Below are 22729 nucleotides of genomic sequence, written 5' to 3' on the forward strand. Positions count from 1 at the left end.
GCCGCGAGTTCACGGCGAGAATGCGATAATAACTCGGACACGGTCTGGTCCGTATGTTTCCGCAAGCAATCCAACCACGGAGAAAAGCACAGCAATTGGCTTAGGCAGTTCTTGCTGCTGCAGGCCAATATGTTCAATTGCATTTACCAATTCGTTGCCATCAAACCAAGTCATATAGTCGTCGTCAAACCACGCGTTACGAAGATCTGAAGAATCGGCGATGAACTCCGGAAACCCCCGTAACTCATACAGTGGTATTGGAAACTGACGGCTGGGATCGTAGCCAAACGCGGCAAATAACTTGGCATTGTGACATGTGATGATTCCGTAATCCTCCGCAAGCGACCACAATGACGGATCAAATGTAAATGTTTCCATGTCATGGGGTGTATTGTCATCTATCGCAATATATATAGTAATCGCCACACTCATTATCTTGGTCTCCAGCCTTTTAAAGGAACAATTACCATCCGCACGTTCCTAAACTGCCTTTGTAGCATTCGTAATCCTAGAACGAAATCGGGATTTTGATATATTCCTATTCTCGTTTCAGGGATACCGAACAACACAACGCGCGACCCCACTTGACCTGGCATCAATGCTGGTACTCTCGCACCAGGATTGGGTTCAAATTGCCGGTTAGTCGATATTCTGCGAGCTTTTGTACCCATCTCTTTCAATGCCCGTTGGATAAATTTTTCTTCACTCATGAGTGGGTCGCCCCCTTTTGAACCAAGACTTACCACAGTATAACGCCCTTTGCTGTCCAATTCGCGATGATCAATGGATTGGTAGTCGGTTCCATTTGCACCCGTGACTTTTTCGAAGAAATTGCCGCCGTTGCGATCTGTGTGGGGAAGTTCATTTTCAATAGATTTTGTAACAGCTTTGTCAACCCAGGATAACCCTGCATCAGCCACAGTTAATCCAAAATATGCAAACACCAGTCCCATCTCAACCTTCCAGAGATGGGCATACACGAGATACTGGACATTGAGTGCAGCGGCTGCTGCGACCGGCAATATAGTACGGCCAATTGCCACACCGGTTAGGAACGCATTAATTGCCAATGCCTTAAGTCCAGTTACTAAATTGGCCATACCAGTTGGATCAATCCCATTGATCGGATCCCCGTGCGTATACGCATATTTATGCAACGACTGCGGGTCATGCATATTTCCCGCAAAGTCATCCAACCGATTAAACCCACCAACACTTGGACCGTAATACCGGCGCCGTAGGTAGTCCCACCCAATCCGCACATCGTGCAATTCTCCGCTGTACTGCAGCGCCGTCAACGCCGCCGCCTGATCGAAACCAATCGGCAGACCGTACGCCGTGTAAGCATAACGCTCCAGAATGGCAATCGCGTCGTCGACGACTGCTCGCGTGGAGCCGTGTCCATCATAGAGCAGAGTCAGCGCGCTGCCAGCGGTTTGCGTGCCGGGGACAAACGTCGTTTGATCGATGACATCGTGGCCCAGCGTGAAGAGTTTTGCGTTGGTCACATTCTGCGTAGCAACGTCACGGGTGATTTCTTCAACCACCTGTTCGTAGCCGGTGAAGTTCATTGAATCGACGAGATAGGACGTCTCTTCGTACTTCGTCACGACGAGGGCCGTATTGGGGTTTTGATCGGTATCCTCCTCAACTTTGTAAGTCGCCCCGCGACGCATCCCGTCGTAGCCATAGACGTACTCGGTCGTCTCCCGCTTCACGACGTCGCCATTACTGTCGTAGGTGTCGATTACGACCTTCGACATCCGTCCTTGTAGGTTGTACTCGTAATCGACGACCGACAAGGTCTGCGTGCTATAAGTCTCCTTGACGGTTTTCGACGTCTGCAGCGTTCCGGAATAACCATACGTCGTAGTCGTGTCGTTGGTTTCGAGATTCACAGCGTCGTCGACTTCGCCAATGATCTTCCAGCTAGTCAGCAACCGGTCGTTGTCGTCGTATTCGTACGTCAACGTTTTATCAATGATGCCGTCGATGACTTTGCTGAGCCGATTGCCGACCAAGTCGTATTCAAACGTTGTCGCGTAATCCAAATCATCGTCGTGGCTGTCGTATTCCTCCTCGACGAGGCGATTCAGTGCATCGTAGGTCCAATTAGTCGTCGTGACATACGGCGTCGTGCTGTCCCAATAGGTCTCGGTGAGCGCGGCGCGGCGGCCGTCGGCGCGGACGGTGTAGTCGAACTCGTACAGTTTGGCATTGTCCGACAGGTCGAGCGGTGTGCCATCGGCGTCGTAGTACGTCAGCACGTCCAAGCGGTTGAGCGTGTCGTATTCGTAGAATGTGATCATGCCGTTGGCATGGTCGATTCGCTGCAAGTTACCGATTGTGTCGTAGCCGTAGGTCGTCACCTCCGGGGTCGAGAGGACTTCGTCGTTGCGTTCGATCGTCTTGACATCCAGTAAACGGCCCCAGGCGTCGTAGGTGTACTCCCAATCGTGTGTGGGGTCGGCGGGTGAGCCGATGTAGGCCCGCGTTTTGCGGCCCAGCGCGTCGTATTCGTAATTGAGCGTCCCTTCGGGCGCATCGACCTGCGACAGACGGTCAAACTCGTCGTAGTCAAATTCCGTCTCCCCGCGACCATCGGTCACGGACGTCTGTCGGAATTCGTCGTCGTAAACAAACGCAACCACTTCATCCGCCGGATCAATAGAAGGATCATCACCCGGTTCATAATACCGCAATTCATCCAGGAAGCCCAGATCGGAATAGACCGACTCGGTGAGGTTGCCTTCGAACGACGTATGCAATTCCCGCCGGCCGTATTCATCGTAGGTGAAGTATTCCGTCTGTCCCAGCGGCAATTCGCGGGTCACTTGTTGGCCGAATTCGTTGTAGGTAAAGGTCGTTTCGCGTCCCAACGGATCGCGGATTACGGTTTGGTTGCCGTAATAGTCGTATTCGTATTCGTAGCGCGGGTTTTCGAGTTGGTCGGTGGCGGGGTTGATCACCGCCGGGAGGACGACGGCGGTCAGGCGGCCGTGCTGCGGATCGTATTCGTAGGTTTTGGTCTGCCCCATTTGGTCGGTTTCGCCGACGACGCGGCCGAATTTGTCGTACGTTGTTTCGACAAAGGTGCCATCGTCGAACGTCGTGCGGTCGGAGCGGCCGTATTCGTCGTAATGGGTCAGCGTATAACGGCCGAGGGCATCTTTGACGGCTGTTTGGCGGCCAAAATCGTCGTAGGTGTATTCGGTTGAGCGCGATTCGCTGCCAGCGGTCTCAGTGATTTTCTTAGTGCGGCCAAAGTCATCGTATTCGTACGTGGTGACAACACCCGTGCTGCCAGTCGTACTCAATAGCCAACCGCTGACGTTGTCGTACGTGCTGGAAGAAGAGTACAGCAGTGTGCCGAGCGTATTGAGGGACGTGGTCGAGTCGCCGCTCACCGTGTCGACGTCAATGACCATTCCGTCGTAGCGCTTCGACTCTACCACCCGATCCAGCGCATCGTAGATATAGTACGTCCCCTGCGTGTCATCGGCCGGCAGGTGGCGGTCGGTGGTGTAGACCGCGCGGCCTTTGGCGTCGTAGACGGTGCGGGTGATCGTGCCGTCGCTGTAAGTTGTCTGGATGTTTTGACCGCGGGGGTCGTAGAGCATCGTGGTGGTTTGGTCGTCGTTTTCGGCCGAGGTGCTGTCGTCTTCGCCGATGATGCGGGTGGTGCTGAGGACTTGGCCGGCGACGTCGTAGGTGGTGGTCGTCGTATGGCCCTGCGCGTCGGTGTGGCTGATGAGACGGTTGTTGTCGTCGTAGCTGCTGCTGGTGGTGAGGGTGACGGTGTTCTCGGCATCATTGGGGTCTTGCCAGAGTCGGCTGGTGCCGATTTGGTTGCCGTAGTCGTCGTAGGTGAAGCGGTTGGTCCGATAGTTGCCGTCGCCGGCGTTGGCGGGTGTGGACCATTGGTCCCAGTTGGTGGTGGAGATCAGGTTGCCTTCTTCGTCGTATTCGAAGGAGACGGCTGTGTTGTCGGAGGGACCGTGGTAGTCGTCGGTTTTCCAGGGGGTGACGATGTAGCGAACTTGTCCGTTGTCCGCAGCATTGGTACCGACGCCGTAGTAGATTAGTTGGGTTCGGTTTTCGAGGGCGTCGGTGAGGTAGAGCGGGCGGCCATATTCATCGACGACGGTTTCGGTGGTGTTGCCGAACGGATCGGTGACGATCAGCGGCGTGCCGGTTTCATGGTTGACATAGGTCGTCTCCAGACCATCGGGGGTGATGACGGAACTGACGAAGCCGTTGGTATCGTAGGTGTAGGTGGTCAGCAGGTCGTTGGTTTCTTCGCTGACGGTGTCCTCCAAACCGATGACCATAATTTCGGTGAGCAGGTTGTCATCGTCGTCGAAGGTCCGTTTGGTGATGCCGCCGAGGGGATCTTCCTCGCGGATGATATTGCCGCGGGCATCGAAGGTGACGGTGCTGGTGTAATTGAGTTGATCGGTGATCGTCTGGGTTTTGTTGCCGCTGTCGTAGGTGTAGCTGATGGTCTGGCCATCGGCATCGGTGACGGCCTCGACGCGGCCCCGTTCATCGTAAGTGGTCGTCGCAGCACTGCGGCCGAGGGGATCGATGATTTCGTCGAGGTAATGCTCGGGATCGTTCGGGCCGTCGAGGTAGGTGAATTGAGTGGTAGCACCGGTGCGATCGGTGACGGCGATTAAATTGCCGGTGTCTTCGTCGTAGTCGTACAACAAGAAATTGCCGACGTGGTCGGTAATTTTTGTGATGCGGTCGGCGTAGTCATGCTCAAAATCAACGCCGCGACCATTAGAACTTTCGATGCCATCGCCGGTGAAGTACAGGGCGTTACCGTAGCGGTCGTGGATGCTGGCCAGTTCGCCGCTGGTGGCGTTGATCGTTAACTCCACACCGGTCCGCAGGCGCAGGACGTAGGCGTTGCCGAATTCTTCCAGGGCGGGGTTGTAGGCGAGCCCCTGCTTGCTGTGGTCGACCCACTCATCGCCAGCCTGCTGGAGGTGGACGTCGGCTTCATTGACGAACAGTTCGCTATCGACACCAGCATCGGCAACAAATTTGGGTTTGTAGTCGTAGGCAATGATACCGTAGGAAAAGGCCGGTTCGGCGTAAAACGTGAAGCCCTCGGTCGTGCCGTCCGGAAGCGTGATGACGACGCGGTCGCCGTTTTTGAAGGGGGTGTACGGTCCGTGGTTGGAAAGCCCTGAGTCGGCGTGTTCGACGTTGACGGACGTATTGGCAATATCGAGGCTCCAGCCGTAGCCGAAGTCGCCCTGTTCACCAGCGTCCAGCGTGCTGTAACTGCGGGTGATGGTGATCGGGAAGCCTGGGGCGGGGATTTGCATGTCGAGGAACGAAATCGAGAAGGCGCCCAGTTTCAAATTGCCTTCCACGGTGACCAGTTTGTTGTCGGTCGCGGTGTTGCCACCGGCATCAACAGCGGTCAGCGTCAATCGGTAGAGGCCATTGGCAATGGCGGTGGTGTCGAAATTGCCAAGCAGGGCAGGCGTGGTGATTTCATTGCCGCCTGTGGCGAGTGTAAATTCACGACCGGAATCAATTGCCGTGGCGATCAGTGTCCAGTAGACGAGATTGTCATCCAGATCGTCGACGGTGCCCAGAATGTCGGTCGGCTCGGTCAGTTCCTCACCGCCGGTAATTGAAGTGATGGCGACCTCCGGGGCGGTGACATCACCGGGATCGATGACCGTGAGGTTGTCGACAACGATTGTTTCGTTATCGACAGTGTCGGTGGCGGTGACGGTCACGACCAACGGATCAAGCGACACGACGTCGTAGACGGCGTTTCCATTGGCATCGACCGCCACGTCCACGCCGTTGATGTCGAGCGTGATTTCGTCGACTCCCACGTCGTCGACGGCTTGGATATAAATCGATAGCGGCGTCCCCAACTGGGCGGGATCGTGCGAGTAGGTGACGTCCACCACTGGCGGTGTATCGTCTGCAGCGACCGTCACATCAAACGTGTCGGTGTTGTACAGTCCGAACTCATCGGTGACGGTGACCGTGATGTTCGCGTGCGCGCCAATATCACCGATGGCCGTCTGCCATTCAATACGGCCCGTGTCCGCATCGATCGTCATACCGGTTGGCTCACCGGAGATCGAATACGTCAGCGCGTCCCCGTCCGCATCGGCGGCCGAGACGTCGTACTGATACCCGTTCCCGGCGGTGACGGTCGCGTCGGGGATCGTGGTGATCGTTGGGGCCGTGTTGTCTCGGATTGATATTCCCAAGTATTGGGTGTCAGTGTCGTTGCCGTCGGAGACAATCACCTCGAAGGTATTCAAGCCGGTCTGCCCCGAAGTCGGTGTCCAGGAGAGCAGCCCTGTGTCGGGATCGATCGACATGCCGATCGGTGGGGTACCGCCGAGCGAAAACTCCAGCGTGTCATCTTCCGGATCGGTGGCTGTGACTTGATAGCTGTAAGCCGTACCCACCATGCCGGTTAATACGGCTGTGGAGGTGATCTGCGGCGGCAGATTGGCGGCGGGTGCGAAGATGGTCAGGTCGTAATCTTGATGGACCGCGTAGCCCGCAGGATCGGCGACGGTCACGACCACGTCGAACGTCCCCTCGCCGGTGGGGGTCCAGGTAAGGACTCCCGTGTTCGGGTCGATCGTCATGCCCGATGGTCCGTCGCTCAGCGAAAAGGTTAGCGTCTCCTCTTCAGGATCGGTGGCCGTGACGTTGTACGTGTAGTCCTCGTCTGAATGGCCGGAGGCGGGGGGCGTTGACGTGAACTGCGGTGGCAGATTGTTATCCACTACAGCGACATGGATTTCTTGCAGAGACCAGGCACCATGCGGATCGCTGACAAGAATCGTGGCCGACACAGTGCCGATTTGACTCGCATCGGGCGTCCAGAGCAGTTCGCCGGTCGTCGGGTTGATCTCCATGTTGGCGACATCGGTTTCCAGCGACCACAGTAGCGTGTCGCCGTCGGGATCGGTGGCGGTCGCCTGATAGGTGTACTGCTCCCCCACAATCGCCAGACTGCCAGCCGTGGAAGTGATGTGCGGTCCACCATTTTGATTCGAACCGCCACCGCTCGTCGGAGGAGCAATGATTTCGAGGTCGAACGTTTCGCTAGCCGAGAGACCGTACTGATCAGTGACGGTGACGGTGATGTCAGCGTACGTGCCGATGTCATCGATGGTTGTGAGCCATTCGATGTTGCCGGTGAACTCATTAATCGTCATCCCGGCAGGTTCGCCAGATAGTTCGTACGTCAATGCATCGCCGTCTGTATCGCTGCCATAGGCCCTGAATTGATACGTCTCGCCAGCTGCGCGGGTCAGGTCGGGGATCGGCGCAATTGTGGGTGCAGCATTGTCGCGGACGCGCAGGTCAAAGCTCTGGACGTCACCAAGGCTCCCGTCAGAGGCAATTACCTCCAGAGAATGTGTCCCGATCTGTCCCCCATTAGGCGTCCAAGTGAGCAGTCCCGTGTCGGGGTCGATGGACATTCCGTTCGGCGGCGTGCCCGCCAGAGAATACTCCAGCGTATCGTCGTCTGGGTCGGTGGCAGTGACTTGATAGGTATATTCGCTGCCGACCAGCGCGATCCAATCCGGGGTGGAAGTGATTTCCGGTCGCCCATTTGTGGCAGCGGCGGTGATCACCAATTGATACGTCTGTTCGGCCGCCAAGCCTGAGGGATCGGTGGCGGTGACGATGACTTCTGACGTCCCCGTTGCTCCCGGTGTCCAGGAGATCACACCGGTGATGGGATCGATGGTCATCCCGGTTGGCTCATCGAGCAGCGCGTACGTCAGTGGATCGCCGTCGGGATCTATCGCGTTGGCGGCATAACTATAGTCGTCCCCCACACGGCCGGACGTGATCGGATCTGTCGTAAACAGTGGCGTCTGATTCGTACCGACGACCGAAATCAAAAATGTCTGCTGCGACGAGGCACCAAACGGATCTCTCGCGCGGACCTTGACCTCGACATCACCGATTTGATCTTCGTCGGGACTCCAGGACACTAAGCCGGTGTCGCGGTCGATCTGCATGTTGCGGACTGAGGAATCTAGCAACCATTCCAGCGGGTCGTGGTCGGGGTCGGTGGCGGTCGCTTGGTAGAGGTACAAGTTATCGACGACTGCCGTGTAACTTGGCGTCGACGTTATGTAAGGATACGAGTTGATGGACGGCCCGCCACCATCACCGCTGTTACCATCTCCACCATCGTCCGCTGCCGGCGGGACAACGTCCAGGTCGAACATGAGCGTATCGTACAGACCAAACGGATCGGTGACGGCAACGGTGATATCCGAATGCAAGTTGATATCATCCAGAGTTGTCTGCCAACGAATGCGGCCTGTGCCAGCGTCGATTGTCATATTGCTCGGCGCGCCGAGCAGTGAATAGGTCAATGCGTCACCATCAGCATCGGTTGCCGAGACGTCGAACTCGTACAACTGCCCGGCGGTCAGCGTTCCATCGGGGATGGCCGTGAGCACCGGTGCAGCGTTGTCGCGGACGGAAATCTCAAAGGTTTGATCGTCAGAGTCAGTGCCGTCAGAAACGATGACTTGCACCGAGTGCTCCCCGGTCTGTCCTGCAGCGGGAGTCCAAGTGAGCAGCCCCGTGTCGGGGTCAATCGACATACCGATCGGTGGCGTGCCCCCCAACGAATAGTCCAGTTCGTCTTCATCGGGATCGAAGGCGATGACCTGATAGCTGTACGCGGTGCCCACCATCCCGGTCTGTTCAGGATTCGAATTGATTTGCGGCGGCAGGTTCGAGGCCGGTGCATAAATCGTCAGGTCGTAAGTCTGATAGGCGTACCAACCAGACGGATCGGTGGCGGTGACCGTGACGCTGTGGCTGCCCTCCGACGAGGGCGTCCAGGAGATGACACCCGTGTCGGAATCGATCGACATCCCGGTTGGCGGATTATCCAATGCATAAACGAGCGTGTCTTCGTCCGGATCGGTCGCTTCGACGTTGTAAGTGTAAGCCTCACCTGAACGGCCGGATTGGGGAGGATCGGATGTGATTTCCGGCGGGTGGTTGGAATCGGACACTGATATCACAAACGACTGTGTCGCCAAGCCGCCGAACGGATCGATCACACGGATCGTCACTTCCGTGTTGCCGATCTGACTCGCATCGGGCAGCCACAGCAATTCGCCGGTCGCCGGATCGATCTCCATATTCGCCACATCACTGTCGAGTGACCACAGCAATTGGTCACTATCGGCATCGGTGGCGGTCGCCTGGTACCGGTATAACCGATCCACAATCCACACCTTATCCGGCGTCGACGTGATTTCCGGCGAATGATTGACCGACGTCCCGTCATCGTCGACCAGAGGCGCCACGACGTGCAGGTCGAAGGTCTGCTCATCATAGAGGCCGCGGGCATCGGTCGCACGGACCGTGTATTGATGTGGTGCGGAGACGGCATTGACGTCCTCTAGCCCCGGCAACCACTGCACCATTCCGGTGGCCCCGTCGATCGTCATCGTGCTCGGGCCATCGATCAACGAATACGTAATCACTTCCCCTTCGGGGTCGCTGGCTGTGATCCGTGTCAGGAAAGTCTGATCGGCGATGGTATGTGTGCGGGGGGTAGAAAGGATCGTGGGGGCGGTGTTTGACCCGGTATCGATCACCGGCAATAAGAACATCTGCTGGTAGCCGTGCCCGGCCAGGTCATACACCGTTACGACAAATAAATTGGTACCCGTTGCAGTGGGAGTCCAACTGAGCAGGCCATCGGACGCACCAATTGTGGCGCCGTCCGGCCCATAAGTCAGTTCATACTCCAACACATCGTTCGGCAAATCGGGATCGCTGGCTGTGAGTTGGTAGGTCCATTCGGTACCAACCGTCGCGGAGAGATTCGGTGAGGACGTAATAATAGGTAGCCCTGCTTGCAGATCGACGATAAATTTTTGCAGAGCAATTCCCCCACGACCATCGGTGACACGCACGGCCACATGATGCTGGCCCGCAATCGTATCGTCGAGATCGCTAAAACTGGGGACCCACGAGATCAGCCCGGTTACCGGATCAATCGCCATGCCGTCGGGGGCTAAAGCCAACTCGTAAAGGAGCGGGTCAAGGTCCGCGTCGGTTGCCTGGACGTCGTAGGTGTATTGGATACCCAGCATTGCCGATGTGACGGGCGTGGAAACGATGACAGGGTGAGCGTTGTCCAGAGTTTCAATAATCGTGGGAACGACCACCGTGATCGAGACGGTGATTGAATCAATCCCACCTCGGCCGTCGGCAGCGCGGATCACAATGTCATACTCGCCCGCCTGCAGGACATCGGGCGTCCAACTCACCACTCCGGTCAGCGGATCGATCGTCATCCCGGCTGGTTTGGCGTTGGCCGATCCCGGAATATCCAGAATCTGATACTGCAATGCATCGCCGTCGACATCGCTTGCCACCGCCATGAACTCAAACGGACGTCCGGATTGGATCGTGAATGGTCCGGCTGATGCAAGTACCGGCGCAGTGTTACCGCTGGTCGTATCGCCTACGGTGACCGTCCAGGTCTGTAGATCGCTGCCGCCTCGCCCATCCTCGACGAGCGCCGTGAATTCATATTCACCCGTCACCGTCGGCGCCCAGCGCAATAGCCCGGTCTCGTTATCGAACGTCGCACCATGCGTCTCGCCCACGAGCGTGTAGGTCAGTTCATCGTCATCGGGATCGATGGCATCGACGTCGTAGAAGTAATCCACCCAGATTTCGGTGGGAATCGTCCCCACGACCACCCCTGGATTGTTTTCCCGGACGAACTGCAGATCGAACGCGTGGGGATTGCCGTCACCGGTGATTCGGACGTCAAAATCGAACGACGTCCCGTTGTAGGTTTTAGTGAGGATTTCAAATTGAACATTCGGATCGGAAGCAGTTAACGTGACGTCCAAATCCTCACTCACATCGCCGCGAATCACATCAGCCAGCGCCGCAATGAAGGAATTGACTTCATCCGGCACGCCCCATTCCAACGTCAACCCATCCCAGACGGTGCCGTCTGCATCAAAGGTGAGGTCAATGTATTCTGTCTCGATCGCCCAAGACGTCGAGAGGTTGGGAGCGGTGCCGCTCGTGACCGTGTAGTCGCCACCGGTTCCGATCCAGTACATATTGTCGGCAGCGGTGTCACCGTCGGTACCAAGCGCATAGGGACCGCTACCAGGGACTTCGTTCAGTATCACGTCGAGCAATGAGTGCAATGAAGCATCGTGCTCATCGAGTTCATCCAAAATTGTGTTGTAAGTCAGGTTCGCATCAGTGGTGTCGCGATCTTCATCGGTGATCAACACCAATTGCCGTGAAACCTTATCACGGAAATTCAGTCCATTGAGCGCCGTATGAATTGCCTCGTATCCGTCTTCAATCACACCCTCAGTCTTCAGTCTTGATGTCATGTCATCGACATCCTCCGCGTCCGCCCAGGCGTCCAACCGCAACACCATCTTCTGGCCGGCCGTCCCGCTGAAACGATAGAGGCGATCTTCATCCGTGGCAGTAAACACTGAAGACGTTTCGTCGTCTAACACCAACTGCGACTGCGTCGCTTTATCTAACACGCGGAAGCTGTAAGCCCCGGTTCCACCCGCCGCATCGCCGACCAATAGGGTGTACGTCCCGGTTGTGGCCAGTGTGACCAGCGGGAACTTCGTGTAGTCCGACTCTTCACTGCGCGATTCGGACAGCAATAAATTGCCATCAGCGTCACGCAGCCAAAGCGTCATGTCGGTCGTGGCGCCGCTGAGCCAGTCGAGGAACAACTCCTGTCCGGCCGTCCCGCTGATCGAGTAGACATCGAACGTGTCGGCCGAATTGATTGTGCCGCTGGTCGTTGAGCCCAAAGTCAGCGCCGTCGGCGTCCCGCCTTGCGATAACGTGGCGTCGAGCGTATAGCTTTGCGAGGAGGCGGTGTCGCTGATGTCTCCCTCGATCAACAGGTAGTATTCGCCGTGTGCGGTGATTGAGACCGTATCTTGTGACGCGGAGATCAGGCCGCTGTCTATCACAGTTCCATCCAAATTGACCACCCGCCACTGCGAGCCGGACGGACCGCTGTAGGAGCTGACATCGATCGTCAGTGTGTCACCCGGAATCGCCTGGAAACGATAGACATCGGTCGAATTCCCAGCGGAAAGAGCATCACCCGTTGTGCCCAAAAAGTCGCTGGCAGCGACGTCAGCCAAATTCACCAGCCGCAGATCATAGTCACCCGTCGCGGAATTCAGGCTGAGAACGTCGAGGACGTATGTCCCTGCACTCAGATCCAAAACTGCATTGGCGTCGGACACATCATCCCCATCGGATGCCGTGAACAGTCGCTGCGAGACGATCGTGCTGCCGCTGCTGTCAAGCAATTGCCAGGCAAAGTCCGCCTCGTCAGTCAAGGCGTCGAAGTACAGGAGTGCGTCCTCGTCGAGCGTGAAGCCATATCGGTGCGTTTCATCGGCAGCCAACGTCCCATCGGTCAGACTTCCCACGGTCGCTAATCTGAGCGACTGCACTTCAAAGCTGTAGGTACGGCTGGTGGAACTGTCATCGGTCCCACCTTCGATCAACAGTGCATAATCGCCGGTTTGAGTGATCACGTACACCGGCAAATCGGTCAAGAGTCCGTTGGTCGAGAGCACGCTGCCATCGGGGCCAATCAGCCGCCAGCGGGCACTACTTTGCGCCGCGGATGTCAGTGCATCAAACGCCAGCACGTCTCCCACAGTAGCAGAGAACGTATAGGAGTGTGTCTCCCGTGCAGAGTTGAGCGTCCCGTTGACGACCGTGTCGAGCGTCAGACTGGAAACGCCGGAGAGTAAGGTGCTATGAATGTCGACGACACGGAATTCGTAATCGTTTAGGCTGGAGTTGTCGATCGTGAGGTTGTAACCGCCTGCCGATAAGTCAAACACCAGCGGATCGGGATCGCTACCGCTGTAGCCACCGGCGTTTGATTCTTCCAACCAGCGCGAAGAGACAAACGTACCATCGGCCCCTTCCAACGTCCAGGACATGGTCTGGGTTGTGCCGCCGGAAATCTCTTCCGTGACATCGAAATAAACCAACGCATCGGCCGAGAGCGTGAAATTGTATTGCCCGCTGGTAAGGTTGTCCGAGACGGTTTGATCCAGTGAAATTGCCGTTCCGGAGAGCGAATAGGTCCCCGATTCGACGGTGAATTGATACTGAGGCTGCGAGGCGGGGTCGTCGACGTCCCCGTCAATAATCAGCACGTAATCGCCCACCGCCAGACTAACCAACGACTGCGTCTCACTGAGCAATGCGTTGAAGACTTCCGTGCCGGTATCATCCACGAGTCGCCACCGCGCGGCGGCCGATCCATCCCACGACTCGGCGGTAAAGTCATATCGCGCGGCCGTGCTAATCGTCACCGTGTATCCGACCGACTCGCCGACCGGATCGAGCGTGCCCGACGTTGAATTCCCCAGTGTGACTGACGTAGCGGCCGACAGGTCAACTAAACGGAACTGATAATCCTCGCTGCGAAAACCGACGGCCTCGATCGCCAGCGTATAGGAACCGCTGTCGAGGGATAGCACCGAGTCCGGTTGATCTAATGACCGGTCACTAACCACAGCACCAGCAGGACCGGTTAGAGACCACTGCAGCTGATCGTTATTCGCCAGGGCGTCAAATAGCACCAGCGTGTCGTCCGCCGCAATCGTAAATGTGTAATCATCCTGCGCCGCATAGGTCTCGATTGTACCGGAGTAGCTGGTCCCCAGCGTCAGACTTTGTGTGCTGACGTCCTCCTCGACTGTCTCCAGTACGAAACTGTATTCCGTCGCGGTCGAACCGTCTGTGTTCTCCACAACGACCGAGTATTCGCCGCTGCTCGGCAGTTCCCAGCCCGCTAGTGCAGATGAGAACAATTCCCTTTCTGGAACCCAGACCGACTTCACCAACGCGTCATCCGGGCCGTAAACCGAGACGCGGAATGGATCGTCGACTGTGGACAAGACTGCGGAATCAGCCGTAAAGCCGACGATGGCGAAGCGGTTTTCAAAATAACCGGCCGCTTCTAGTTCCGCATTGAGCGCCTCCGCGATCTCGTCCAACCACGCTTGCCCACCCGTCATCGACACCGATTCATCCACGATCAACACAATATCGGCTGAAAAGTTCCCATCATATTCGTAATCCAGCGAAACGATCTGCTCCGATACCTCGCCAGCCGACAGGTGCAATTCCAATTCCGTCGGGGTCACGTCGCCGGTCGCCGTATTGCCGCTGAATCCGGGCAATTCGAAGGTCAACTGCGGATCGCTGATGATAATTGGATCGTGATTGCCGATCGCCTCGTGCACGGCAATCAGGTATTCCTGCGTCGCCTCATGTCCCGCGCCGCTTTCGCCCGTTTCCGTCACCTGCAGCGTGACTGAAACCAATGTCCCCACCAACGAGACGTCAGTCACGTCCCAACTGATCGCGCCGGTGTCCGCATCAATCGCCATCCCCTGCGGCCCATCAACGAGTGAATACGTCAAGTCGTCGCCGTCGGGGTCGCTGGCATCGGAATCGTAGAAATATGTCGTGTGCAAATATGCATCGACGATCGGAATCGTCGTAAATAGCGGCGGGCGATTGGGAACGTTCTCACTGACCGACAGCGTATACGTCTGCAAGTCGTAGCTGCCCAACGGATCGGTCGCCTGCACGATGACCACATGCCCGCCCACGTCGCCGGACGTGGGACTCCAGGTGATCATGCCGGTCTCGGCATCAATCGCCATCGTGCCTGGTCCGGAAAGAATCGAATACGTCACTGCATCGCCGTCCGGATCGACCGCCGCCGCGTCATACTCGTACGACTCGCCGGCGACGACTTCCGTTACGGGGTCACTGACAAATTCCGGCGGCTGATTTAAATCGGCCAGGATCTGCAGTTCATAGTTGAATTGCACCTGCTGCGGATTGTGGAAACGCAGCGCCAAACCCGACAGCGCGGCCGCCGGATCCAGCATCCCGTCTTCCATAAGGTGCGTGACGTCGAAATACGCGTAGCCATTGGGCGTTAACCCGTCGTAACCGGTGGCTTGTACGCGAGGATTATCGATGTGATGCACGGCCACCAACAGCGGCCCGCGGATCGGCGAGATTCCGTCATTCGTCAGCGTCAGACCGGTAAACAGCGTGTCGCTCGATTCGTCAAACGACGTCACCTGATAGTCCCACGACACTGCTGCCGTCACATCGACCATATGGTCGAAATCGATCGTATTGGGCGCGTGACCGTCGCCGGATGGGGATGTCAGACTTGGATTTGCAACCGGTGATGTCGTGAGAATCGTCGGATGCACGTCGACTGAAACTGTCGATGTGGAATCGGCGTCATTATTCACCAACCGCACTGCCAGCGTCGCTGCCAGACCTTCCGGCAAATGCGAAATATCGAGCGTTACCGTCCCAGTTTCGGCGTCATATACAACGCCGCCTCCGAGTAAAGGATCTTCCCCTTCGGTCATATTGAAGAACGCATCCCGCCCGCCGCTGATCGTGCCCGCCAGCGGATTGCCGTTACTATCCAACAGCGCAATTTCGAAGGCATCGTTGATTGCAGCACCGTCGGCTGTATCGAATTGCAGGTCGAAGAACCGCAGTTCCAGCGCTTCGGCATCGGCGGGGATCGTCAACGCATCTTCGTAGAGCGTCTGGAAATTGCTGTTCTCAGTGAGTTGAACGTAATGCGTCCGTAGCGTGACCGGAATTGTTCCCAAGACCGTATCGGTGCCGTTCTGGTCCCGCACAAATTGCAGGTCGAACACATACTGCGTCCCGTCACCCGTGAAACGAATGTCGTATGAAATGTCGTCTTCTGTGAGTGTCTCGCTGAGGATCTCAAACGTCACATTGGGATCGGTCGAGACCAAATCCATTTGATCAGCTGTGATCTTGTTGGTGAGGATGTCCACGAACGCCGCGGTGAACGATTCCGTGGCCAACACTTGGGCTGCCGTTGCACCTGTCAACCCTCCGGCACGCAGTTGATGCAGATCCCAGGTGGTCCCCTCTAAATCGAATGCCAGATCAATGTAGTCCGCCTCGGTGGTGATATTATTATTGTAGTCAAACACGGGAGTGGAGTAGCGCGTGAACGCCACTCCCCCACTGGTCTCCGACGTATAACCGCCCGAACCATCTGCGTAATAAGCGCTGTTGCTGGTCCCTGCACCATCGATCCCCAGCGCGTTCTCAGACTGGTTTGTGGTATCGACCTGCATATTGACAATACTGTGCAACGTGTAGCCAGCAGTATCCAGATCGTTGAAGATGTCGTTGTAAGTTAGGTTTGGAGAAGTGTTATCCCGATCTTCATCGGTGATCAAAATAAAATGTGTCGCGGCATTGTCACGGAATCGTAAATGCTGCAGTGCCTCGTCGATCGCGTCATAGCCGTCTTCCACGCCACCATTGTCAACCAGACGGCCACTGGCAGCCGACATTTGCGCCGCCGTCCCCCAAGCATCGATCCGCAAATTGACTTCTCGTCCGGCGGCACCTTCGAAATGAAACACATCCCGCTCACCGCTGGCAGTGAAATCCCCAGCCGTATCTGCATCAATTGCTGTTAGGTTATTCCCATCCAACTCGACCAGCCGAAATTCGAAACTGCCGGTCGAACTGTTGTCGGCTCCTACGACGACGGTGTACGTTCCGGAATCAGCGACTGTGAAGGTCGACACCGAATTCGGTTGCGCTGCACTGTCGTAAGCAACCCGCGCGACCTCCACTCCTGCCGCATCACGGATGCTTAAATAGTGATCAGTCGTCGCCGCATCGGCAAAATCGACGAAGTAGTTCTCGCCTGCGGTGGCGCTGAACGTGAATGCATGCAGATCCCCTGAAGCAGAGATGCTGCCGCTATTCGTTGCTGACAGGCTCGACGTCGACGACAATTCCAACAACTCAATCTGAAACGCATACGGCCGCGTCACGGGCGTATCATCCAGAGTTCCTTCGATCAGCAGGCTATAAGTCCCGCCGGCAGTCAATTCGAACAACCCTGTACTCGCACCCAATTCCCCGACTGAAACCCAAACTGATCACCCGCACCAGCCGTGAATTCGTAAACTGCCGTACGATGCGACGCGGCGAGCGCTCCCGTCACATCGCTCCCGGCTGTGATCGTTGTTGCCGACGACAGGTCCAAGACCGCGAACGCATAATCCCCCGTGATCCCGCTGTCGGCATCGATCGTCAGCGTATAGGTCCCCGCCGAGAGGCTCAGCACGGCATTTGCATTACTGACTCCCGACGCGTCCGAAGCATCCAACGCGCGACTGTTGACGATAGTCCCGCCGCCATCGGCCAACGACCAGTACATATCGTCGCGACCGGTCAGCGAATCGAACGATACTAGTGCCGCTGATCCCAGCGTGAACGTATATTCATCTTCTTCCAACGACGCGCTGATTTCGCCACTGACGACTTGATTGAGTGCTAGCGGCGCTGGATCGGACGTGTCGCTCCCTTCATCCACCACCTCAAACGAAAACGCAGGGTTGCTCGTGGCATCATCGATCGCCCCTTCCAGCAACAGCGTGTAATCTCCCGCTGCATGGACGTGCAGGGTTGGCACGTCGTCACCAATCGCGGCACTAAATAATTCATTACCGAACGGGTCGATCAGCCGCCACTGCGCCGCGGCTGAACCAGCCCAGGAGATTGCATCAAACGAATATTTATCCCCCGCTGCCGCTGTGAACTTATAGGCGGCTGAACTGCTAGCCGGATTGAGGTTGCCGCTCTCTGTCGAATCGACTGTTAACGACGTCGCTGACGCAAGGTCCAGGATTTGGAAATCATAAGCCCTGGTCGCATCCCCAGGAGGATCGATCGACAGCGTATACGTCCCCGTTCCCAATCGCAAAACGAGATCAGACGCATCCAGAGGTACGTCCGCAATCACCGTCCCTGCCGTCGCTTCGCTGAGAGTCCAGGCCAAATCGCCATCATCGGTCTGCGAATCGAACGCCAATAGTTCGTCGCCGGTCAAAGTGAGCGTGTATTCATCCGCCTCACCCACTTTGGAAATTGAGCCGCTGTAACCCGTGCCAAACGACAATGCCGTCGATAAGGTCGCGCCAAGACTTTCGACCGTGAAGCTGAATGCCCGCGTCGAAGCCGTGTCCGCCACGTCACCATCAACAACCAGATAATAGGTGCCAGTCGAGGAGGTCGTCAGCGGGTCGTGATCCTCAGAAAGCGATTGCGAGAACAGTTCCGTGCCCGAGGGATCAATCAATCGCCACTGCGCTCCGGCGGGCAAACTGGAACTCTGGCTGTTGAAGTAATACCGGTCCCCTGCCGTTGCCGACAGTTCATACACCAGCGAATCGGTCGCCGGATCGAGTGTCCCGTTGATCTGTGTCCCAGCCGTGATGGAAGAGCCGGACAGATCCAGCAACCGAAACGCATAGGTCCCAGTCGCCTCCGTGGGACCATCAACGGTCAGCGTGTAACTGCCACTCTCGCCGTCAATCTTCAGACCTCCCGCATCGAAGTCGCGATCCGTCACGACCGCACCGGACGGCCCTGTCAAAGACCAGCGCAAATCGGTGTCGGTCGTAAGTGACTCGAAATACAGCGTGTCGCTACCGCTGAGGCTGAATGTGTACTCGTGTGTTTCACTGTCATTTTGAATCTGCCCAGCGGTCAATTCATCCAGCACCAGCGCTGCCGAACCTCCCACAGACGATGCATCTTCCAGCACGAAGCTGTAGTCGTAACTGCTCGTACTGCCGGCATGATCGACGACGATCGTGTAATCTCCCGACGCGGGCAGCGTAAAGCTCCCTTCAACTAGCCCGGTTGTCGAATCAATTGCCAACTGCTGGCTTTCGAGTTGTATACCATCCGGACTATAGATCGTCACAATCACCGGTTCGGACGTCATGGAGAAGAGGGTTCCCTCTTCCAAGTAGCCGACAAGCGCATATCGATTGCCGGTCACTCCGTTAGCATTGAGCGACGCATCCAATGACGTCACCATATCGCCGATCCAATCATGCTCCTTGTCCATCGACCCAGACTCGTCGACAATGAACACGACATCTGCCGTGGGTGCGTACTCGTCGTCAAACGAAAGCGTCACCGTGTGCTCCGACTGCTCTTGCGGCAGCAGGTTGACTTCGATCGATGTCGGATCGACATCGCCGGTCGCCGGGTTTGTAGCGGGCAGTTCGCCACCACCGATGATTTGTACACCGTCATCCAATTCGACGTCGTCGTTAATGATCGTCGACGTGACCAGGATTTCGCTGATCTTCGCACTACCCGATCCGCTGACCTCTGCGTTATGGATTGCGACGCTGTATTCTTTGTCCGGTTCGGGATCCGCATCGTTGTCGATCACGACGGTGAAGTCCAAACTCGTGTCGTTCCCCGTCCCGCCGCTGAATGTTAATGTCGTCCCAGAAAGAGAAATGCCCGTTGCACCGCTGACCGCCGTCGCCAGCGCCGCAGCCACCGTCGTGTCGTAATCGGCCACGTCGGTGTGTCCCAGGAGGTGGGCCACATCGATACTGGCCGTTTCGCCGGTTGCCAAGGCACCGGTATAGCCGACCGTGTAGGTGATCGAGTTGCCGTCGCCGTCCGTGGGATCCTCAGTGACCTTCAGCGCCGAAGCGCTGATCGCAAATTCCACGTCGTTGTTAACGATAGTTGTGGCAGCCGTTGCCGTCTCGATCGAAGCGGCCCCTGAACCGGTCGTCACGGCATTGCTCAATGTGACGCTATACGCTTCTTCCTCTTCCGCAGCCGCATCGTCATTAACCTCGACCGTAAAATCGAGGCTCTTCGACTCCGAACCGGCATTGCTACTGGTGTAGGCGACCTCAATATGTGCCGAGTAGAGCTCAAAATCACCGTCCCGCAATTGCACGATCAGCCCGAAATCCGATGTATTGAGCTCAGCGGCCGTCCAGGTCGTCCCCCACAACGCGGTGGCATCTCCCAGTACCACCGAACCGCTCGACCAGGTGCCCGTCGGTGTAGGTGCCGTACCGGTCGCGGTGGTACCGTTCTTGATGATTTTAATGGCGGAACTGGCGTTATTGGGATTGTCGCCACCGGTGATCAAGGTCACTTTGATGCCGTCAATCGTCGCCCCAGTGGGGATGTTCAAATCAAAGTCCGTCAACAGCAGCTCGTCACTATAGTCGCCCCCGCCGGTATCGACGGTGGCAGCTGTGCCTGATGTGTTCCCCTCGGCGTTGCCGATGTCACTCCACGCATCGTCGGCAGTGGTCCCCACAGCGGCACTTCCGGCATAGCCGGAGCCGGTGGTCGAACTGACCTGCGGCCCCAGAAACGTAAGCGTCGTACCGTCAAAGCTAACATCGGCAACGTTAGCGGCCGCGGTGGTCAGCGCCTCCACGACGTTCGTCGTATAGTCGGCCGACAAAGTCTCGTTCAGCACATGGCTGACGTCCACGCTGGCCGATTCATTCTCTTCGAGCACGCCGTCGTAACTGATCGTATACGTCACTTGATTGCTGTCGCCGTCTGTCGTTTCCTCGGTGACTAATGCGCCCCCGGTCAGCGAAAACGCCACATCTCCGACGATCACTTCGTGATTGACGATCGTGGCATTCGCAGAAGCAGTTCCGATTGTTGCCGTCCCCGAACCACTCACAGCGGCGTTGCTCAAAGTCACGCCAAATGCTTCGTCATCCTCCGCCTCGATGTCGTCTGCAACGACGACGGTGAAGTCCAGGCTGACATCGTTTCCGGCGCCGCCACTAAACGTCAGCGTCGTACCGTCAAACGCCACACCGGTTGCCGATAACTTGGCGCTATTGATTGCCGCGATCACGTCGGTTTCATAGTCGGCTAAGTCAGATTCGTTCAACACGTGGCTGACATCCACACTGGCTACGGCTCCATCCTCCAACGTGCCGGTATAACCAATCGTGTAGGTAATCGCGTTCCCATCACCATCTGTGGAATCCTCGGTGACCGTTGTGGCCGTCGCACTGATCGCAAACTCAACATCGCTATTGACGATCGTCGTTTCGGCCGACGCTGTAGTGATTGCGGCGCTCCCAGAACCGCTGGCAGCGGCGTTGCTGAGCGTGACGCTGAAGTCTTCATCACTTTCGACAACAGAATCGTCATTCACAACGACCGTGAAGTTCAAACTAGTGGTCGGGGAACCGCCGGTCGTGTAATCGATCTTGAGGTTGGCGGTGTAGACATTGAATTCGTCGCCGTTGCTATCCCCCTCGACCTGAATCAGCAAACCAAAGGTGGAGGCGTTAATCTCTGCCGCTGTCCAATTTGTGCCCCATAGATTCGTGTCGCTGCCGACGGTCAGCGTCCCGCCCGACCAACTCCCTGATGCGATCGTGCCGGTCCCGGCGGACGAGGTGCCGTTCTTGGTGATCTTGACCGATGTGCTCTCATTGTCCGGACCATCGGAACCGGTCGTCTTGAGCACAGCGGTGATGCCGTCAATCGTCGCGCCGGTCGGGATACTGAATCCGAAGTCTGTCAGGCGCAAGGTGTGCGACAAATCATTGCGGTTCGGTTCGACGACCGTAAACGTCGACGACGTATCGCCCGTGGCATTGCTGAGGTTGGCCCAAGCCTCGTCTCCGCTGGAATCCTGAGTCGCCGACCCGGCATAGGCATTAACGTCAGCAGAACTCGCCCCGATTCCCTCGAACGTGAGCGTCGTGCCGTCGAAACTGACATCGGTGTGATTGCCCGCTGCGGTCGTGATGGCGCTGACCACATTTGTCGAGTAATCCGCCGCATCGGTTTCATCGAGCAGGTGGCTGACATCCACGCTAGCCGTCTCACCCACATCGATCGTGCCGGTATAGCTGATCGTATAGTCCACCTCGTTGCTATCGCCGTCTGTCGTATCCTCAGTGACCGACGTGTCCCCGGAGATAGCAAAATTGACCGTCATCAACGTGCGGTCTTCTAACACCTCGATAGGATTGGACATGTTACGAAACCGCCGCATCCGCCGCGATTTCTCTCGCCGTTTATATCGCTGGATCACCAACCGCGTCCGTACAGCTTCCAACCACGGAGTAAACAACATAGCGCAATTCTCCCTAAAACAAGCGTGAGCAGCGATTACTTACTTGCGAATGCACCCACGCCACCGATGAAAATGCGCAGGGGGAGCGCACACCGGAACGCGAGACGAATGGGTGTTAAGAATTCACGGGTATAAGCGGCGTGCTAAGATCGGACACGCACAGAACGCTCAAGCGCAAACCGCTGAGCCGACAGACACCGACCTCGACAACAAACATCCGGCAAACAGCAACGCCGGGCTACGCGTCTCGAACATGGTTGAGCCACCATGGAGTTCCCTCTTCCTGAAAGCACCAAAAAACAGTGAAGAATACAAACGTCGAGATGGAATTGTTGTCGCGTTCAATAAAACACAGTCGATTGGGAAGCAGTGAAGCAGCTTTACCACAGTCGATCAAGAAAAAATCTCGTAATAAACAATTTTCGAGAAATTTCATGACAACTTAATATCCCCCTGTTGAGGAAAGAGGGGCGTTTCAAGCTGCTGCCTTTTTTGAAACGTATGCCTGCTTATCATTAATAATGCGCGGGTGTGACATCTGGTGCGAAAATGCTGTTATTCCCACGGACCTAGCGGTGCCAATCCGAGAACGAAAACTCTTTCGGTGTCGACCTCCGACATAATCGCGTGCATCATGAAGACGGT

The 22729-nt window shown here is 56.6% G+C and carries 3 protein-coding genes; all 3 read right to left on the reverse strand.

Features of this window, described 5'->3' with window-relative positions:
* Positions 1 to 9 precede the first annotated feature (9 nt).
* The 3 genes from Mal52_RS04520 to Mal52_RS04530 are packed head-to-tail and all read right to left on the reverse strand — an operon-like array spanning position 10 to position 22084.
* Complete coding sequence (locus Mal52_RS04520; RefSeq protein WP_145374527.1) at positions 10 to 432, reverse strand: hypothetical protein; 423 nt, start codon at positions 430 to 432, stop codon at positions 10 to 12.
* The gene (locus Mal52_RS04525) at positions 432 to 17030 is read right to left on the reverse strand and encodes a putative Ig domain-containing protein (RefSeq protein ID WP_145374528.1); all 16599 of its coding nucleotides are present in this window, start codon (positions 17028 to 17030) and stop codon (positions 432 to 434) included. Before Mal52_RS04525 ends, Mal52_RS04520 begins: the two co-directional genes overlap by 1 nt.
* A complete protein-coding gene (locus Mal52_RS04530; protein ID WP_145374529.1) occupies positions 17018 to 22084 on the reverse strand; it encodes a beta strand repeat-containing protein in 5067 nt (1688 codons plus the stop codon). The genes Mal52_RS04525 and Mal52_RS04530 overlap by 13 nt, the downstream gene beginning before the upstream one ends.
* Positions 22085 to 22729: the final 645 nt, after the last annotated feature.

The organism is Symmachiella dynata, from assembly GCF_007747995.1.
Classification (GTDB): domain Bacteria; phylum Planctomycetota; class Planctomycetia; order Planctomycetales; family Planctomycetaceae; genus Symmachiella; species Symmachiella dynata.

What these genes read in the sequence shown, in the direction of transcription:
- Mal52_RS04520 (WP_145374527.1), bottom strand. Translation starts at nt 432, where the DNA reads ATGAGTGTGGCGATTACTATATATATTGCGATAGATGACAATACACCC.
- Mal52_RS04530 (WP_145374529.1), bottom strand. Translation starts at nt 22,084, where the DNA reads ATGTTGTTTACTCCGTGGTTGGAAGCTGTACGGACGCGGTTGGTGATC.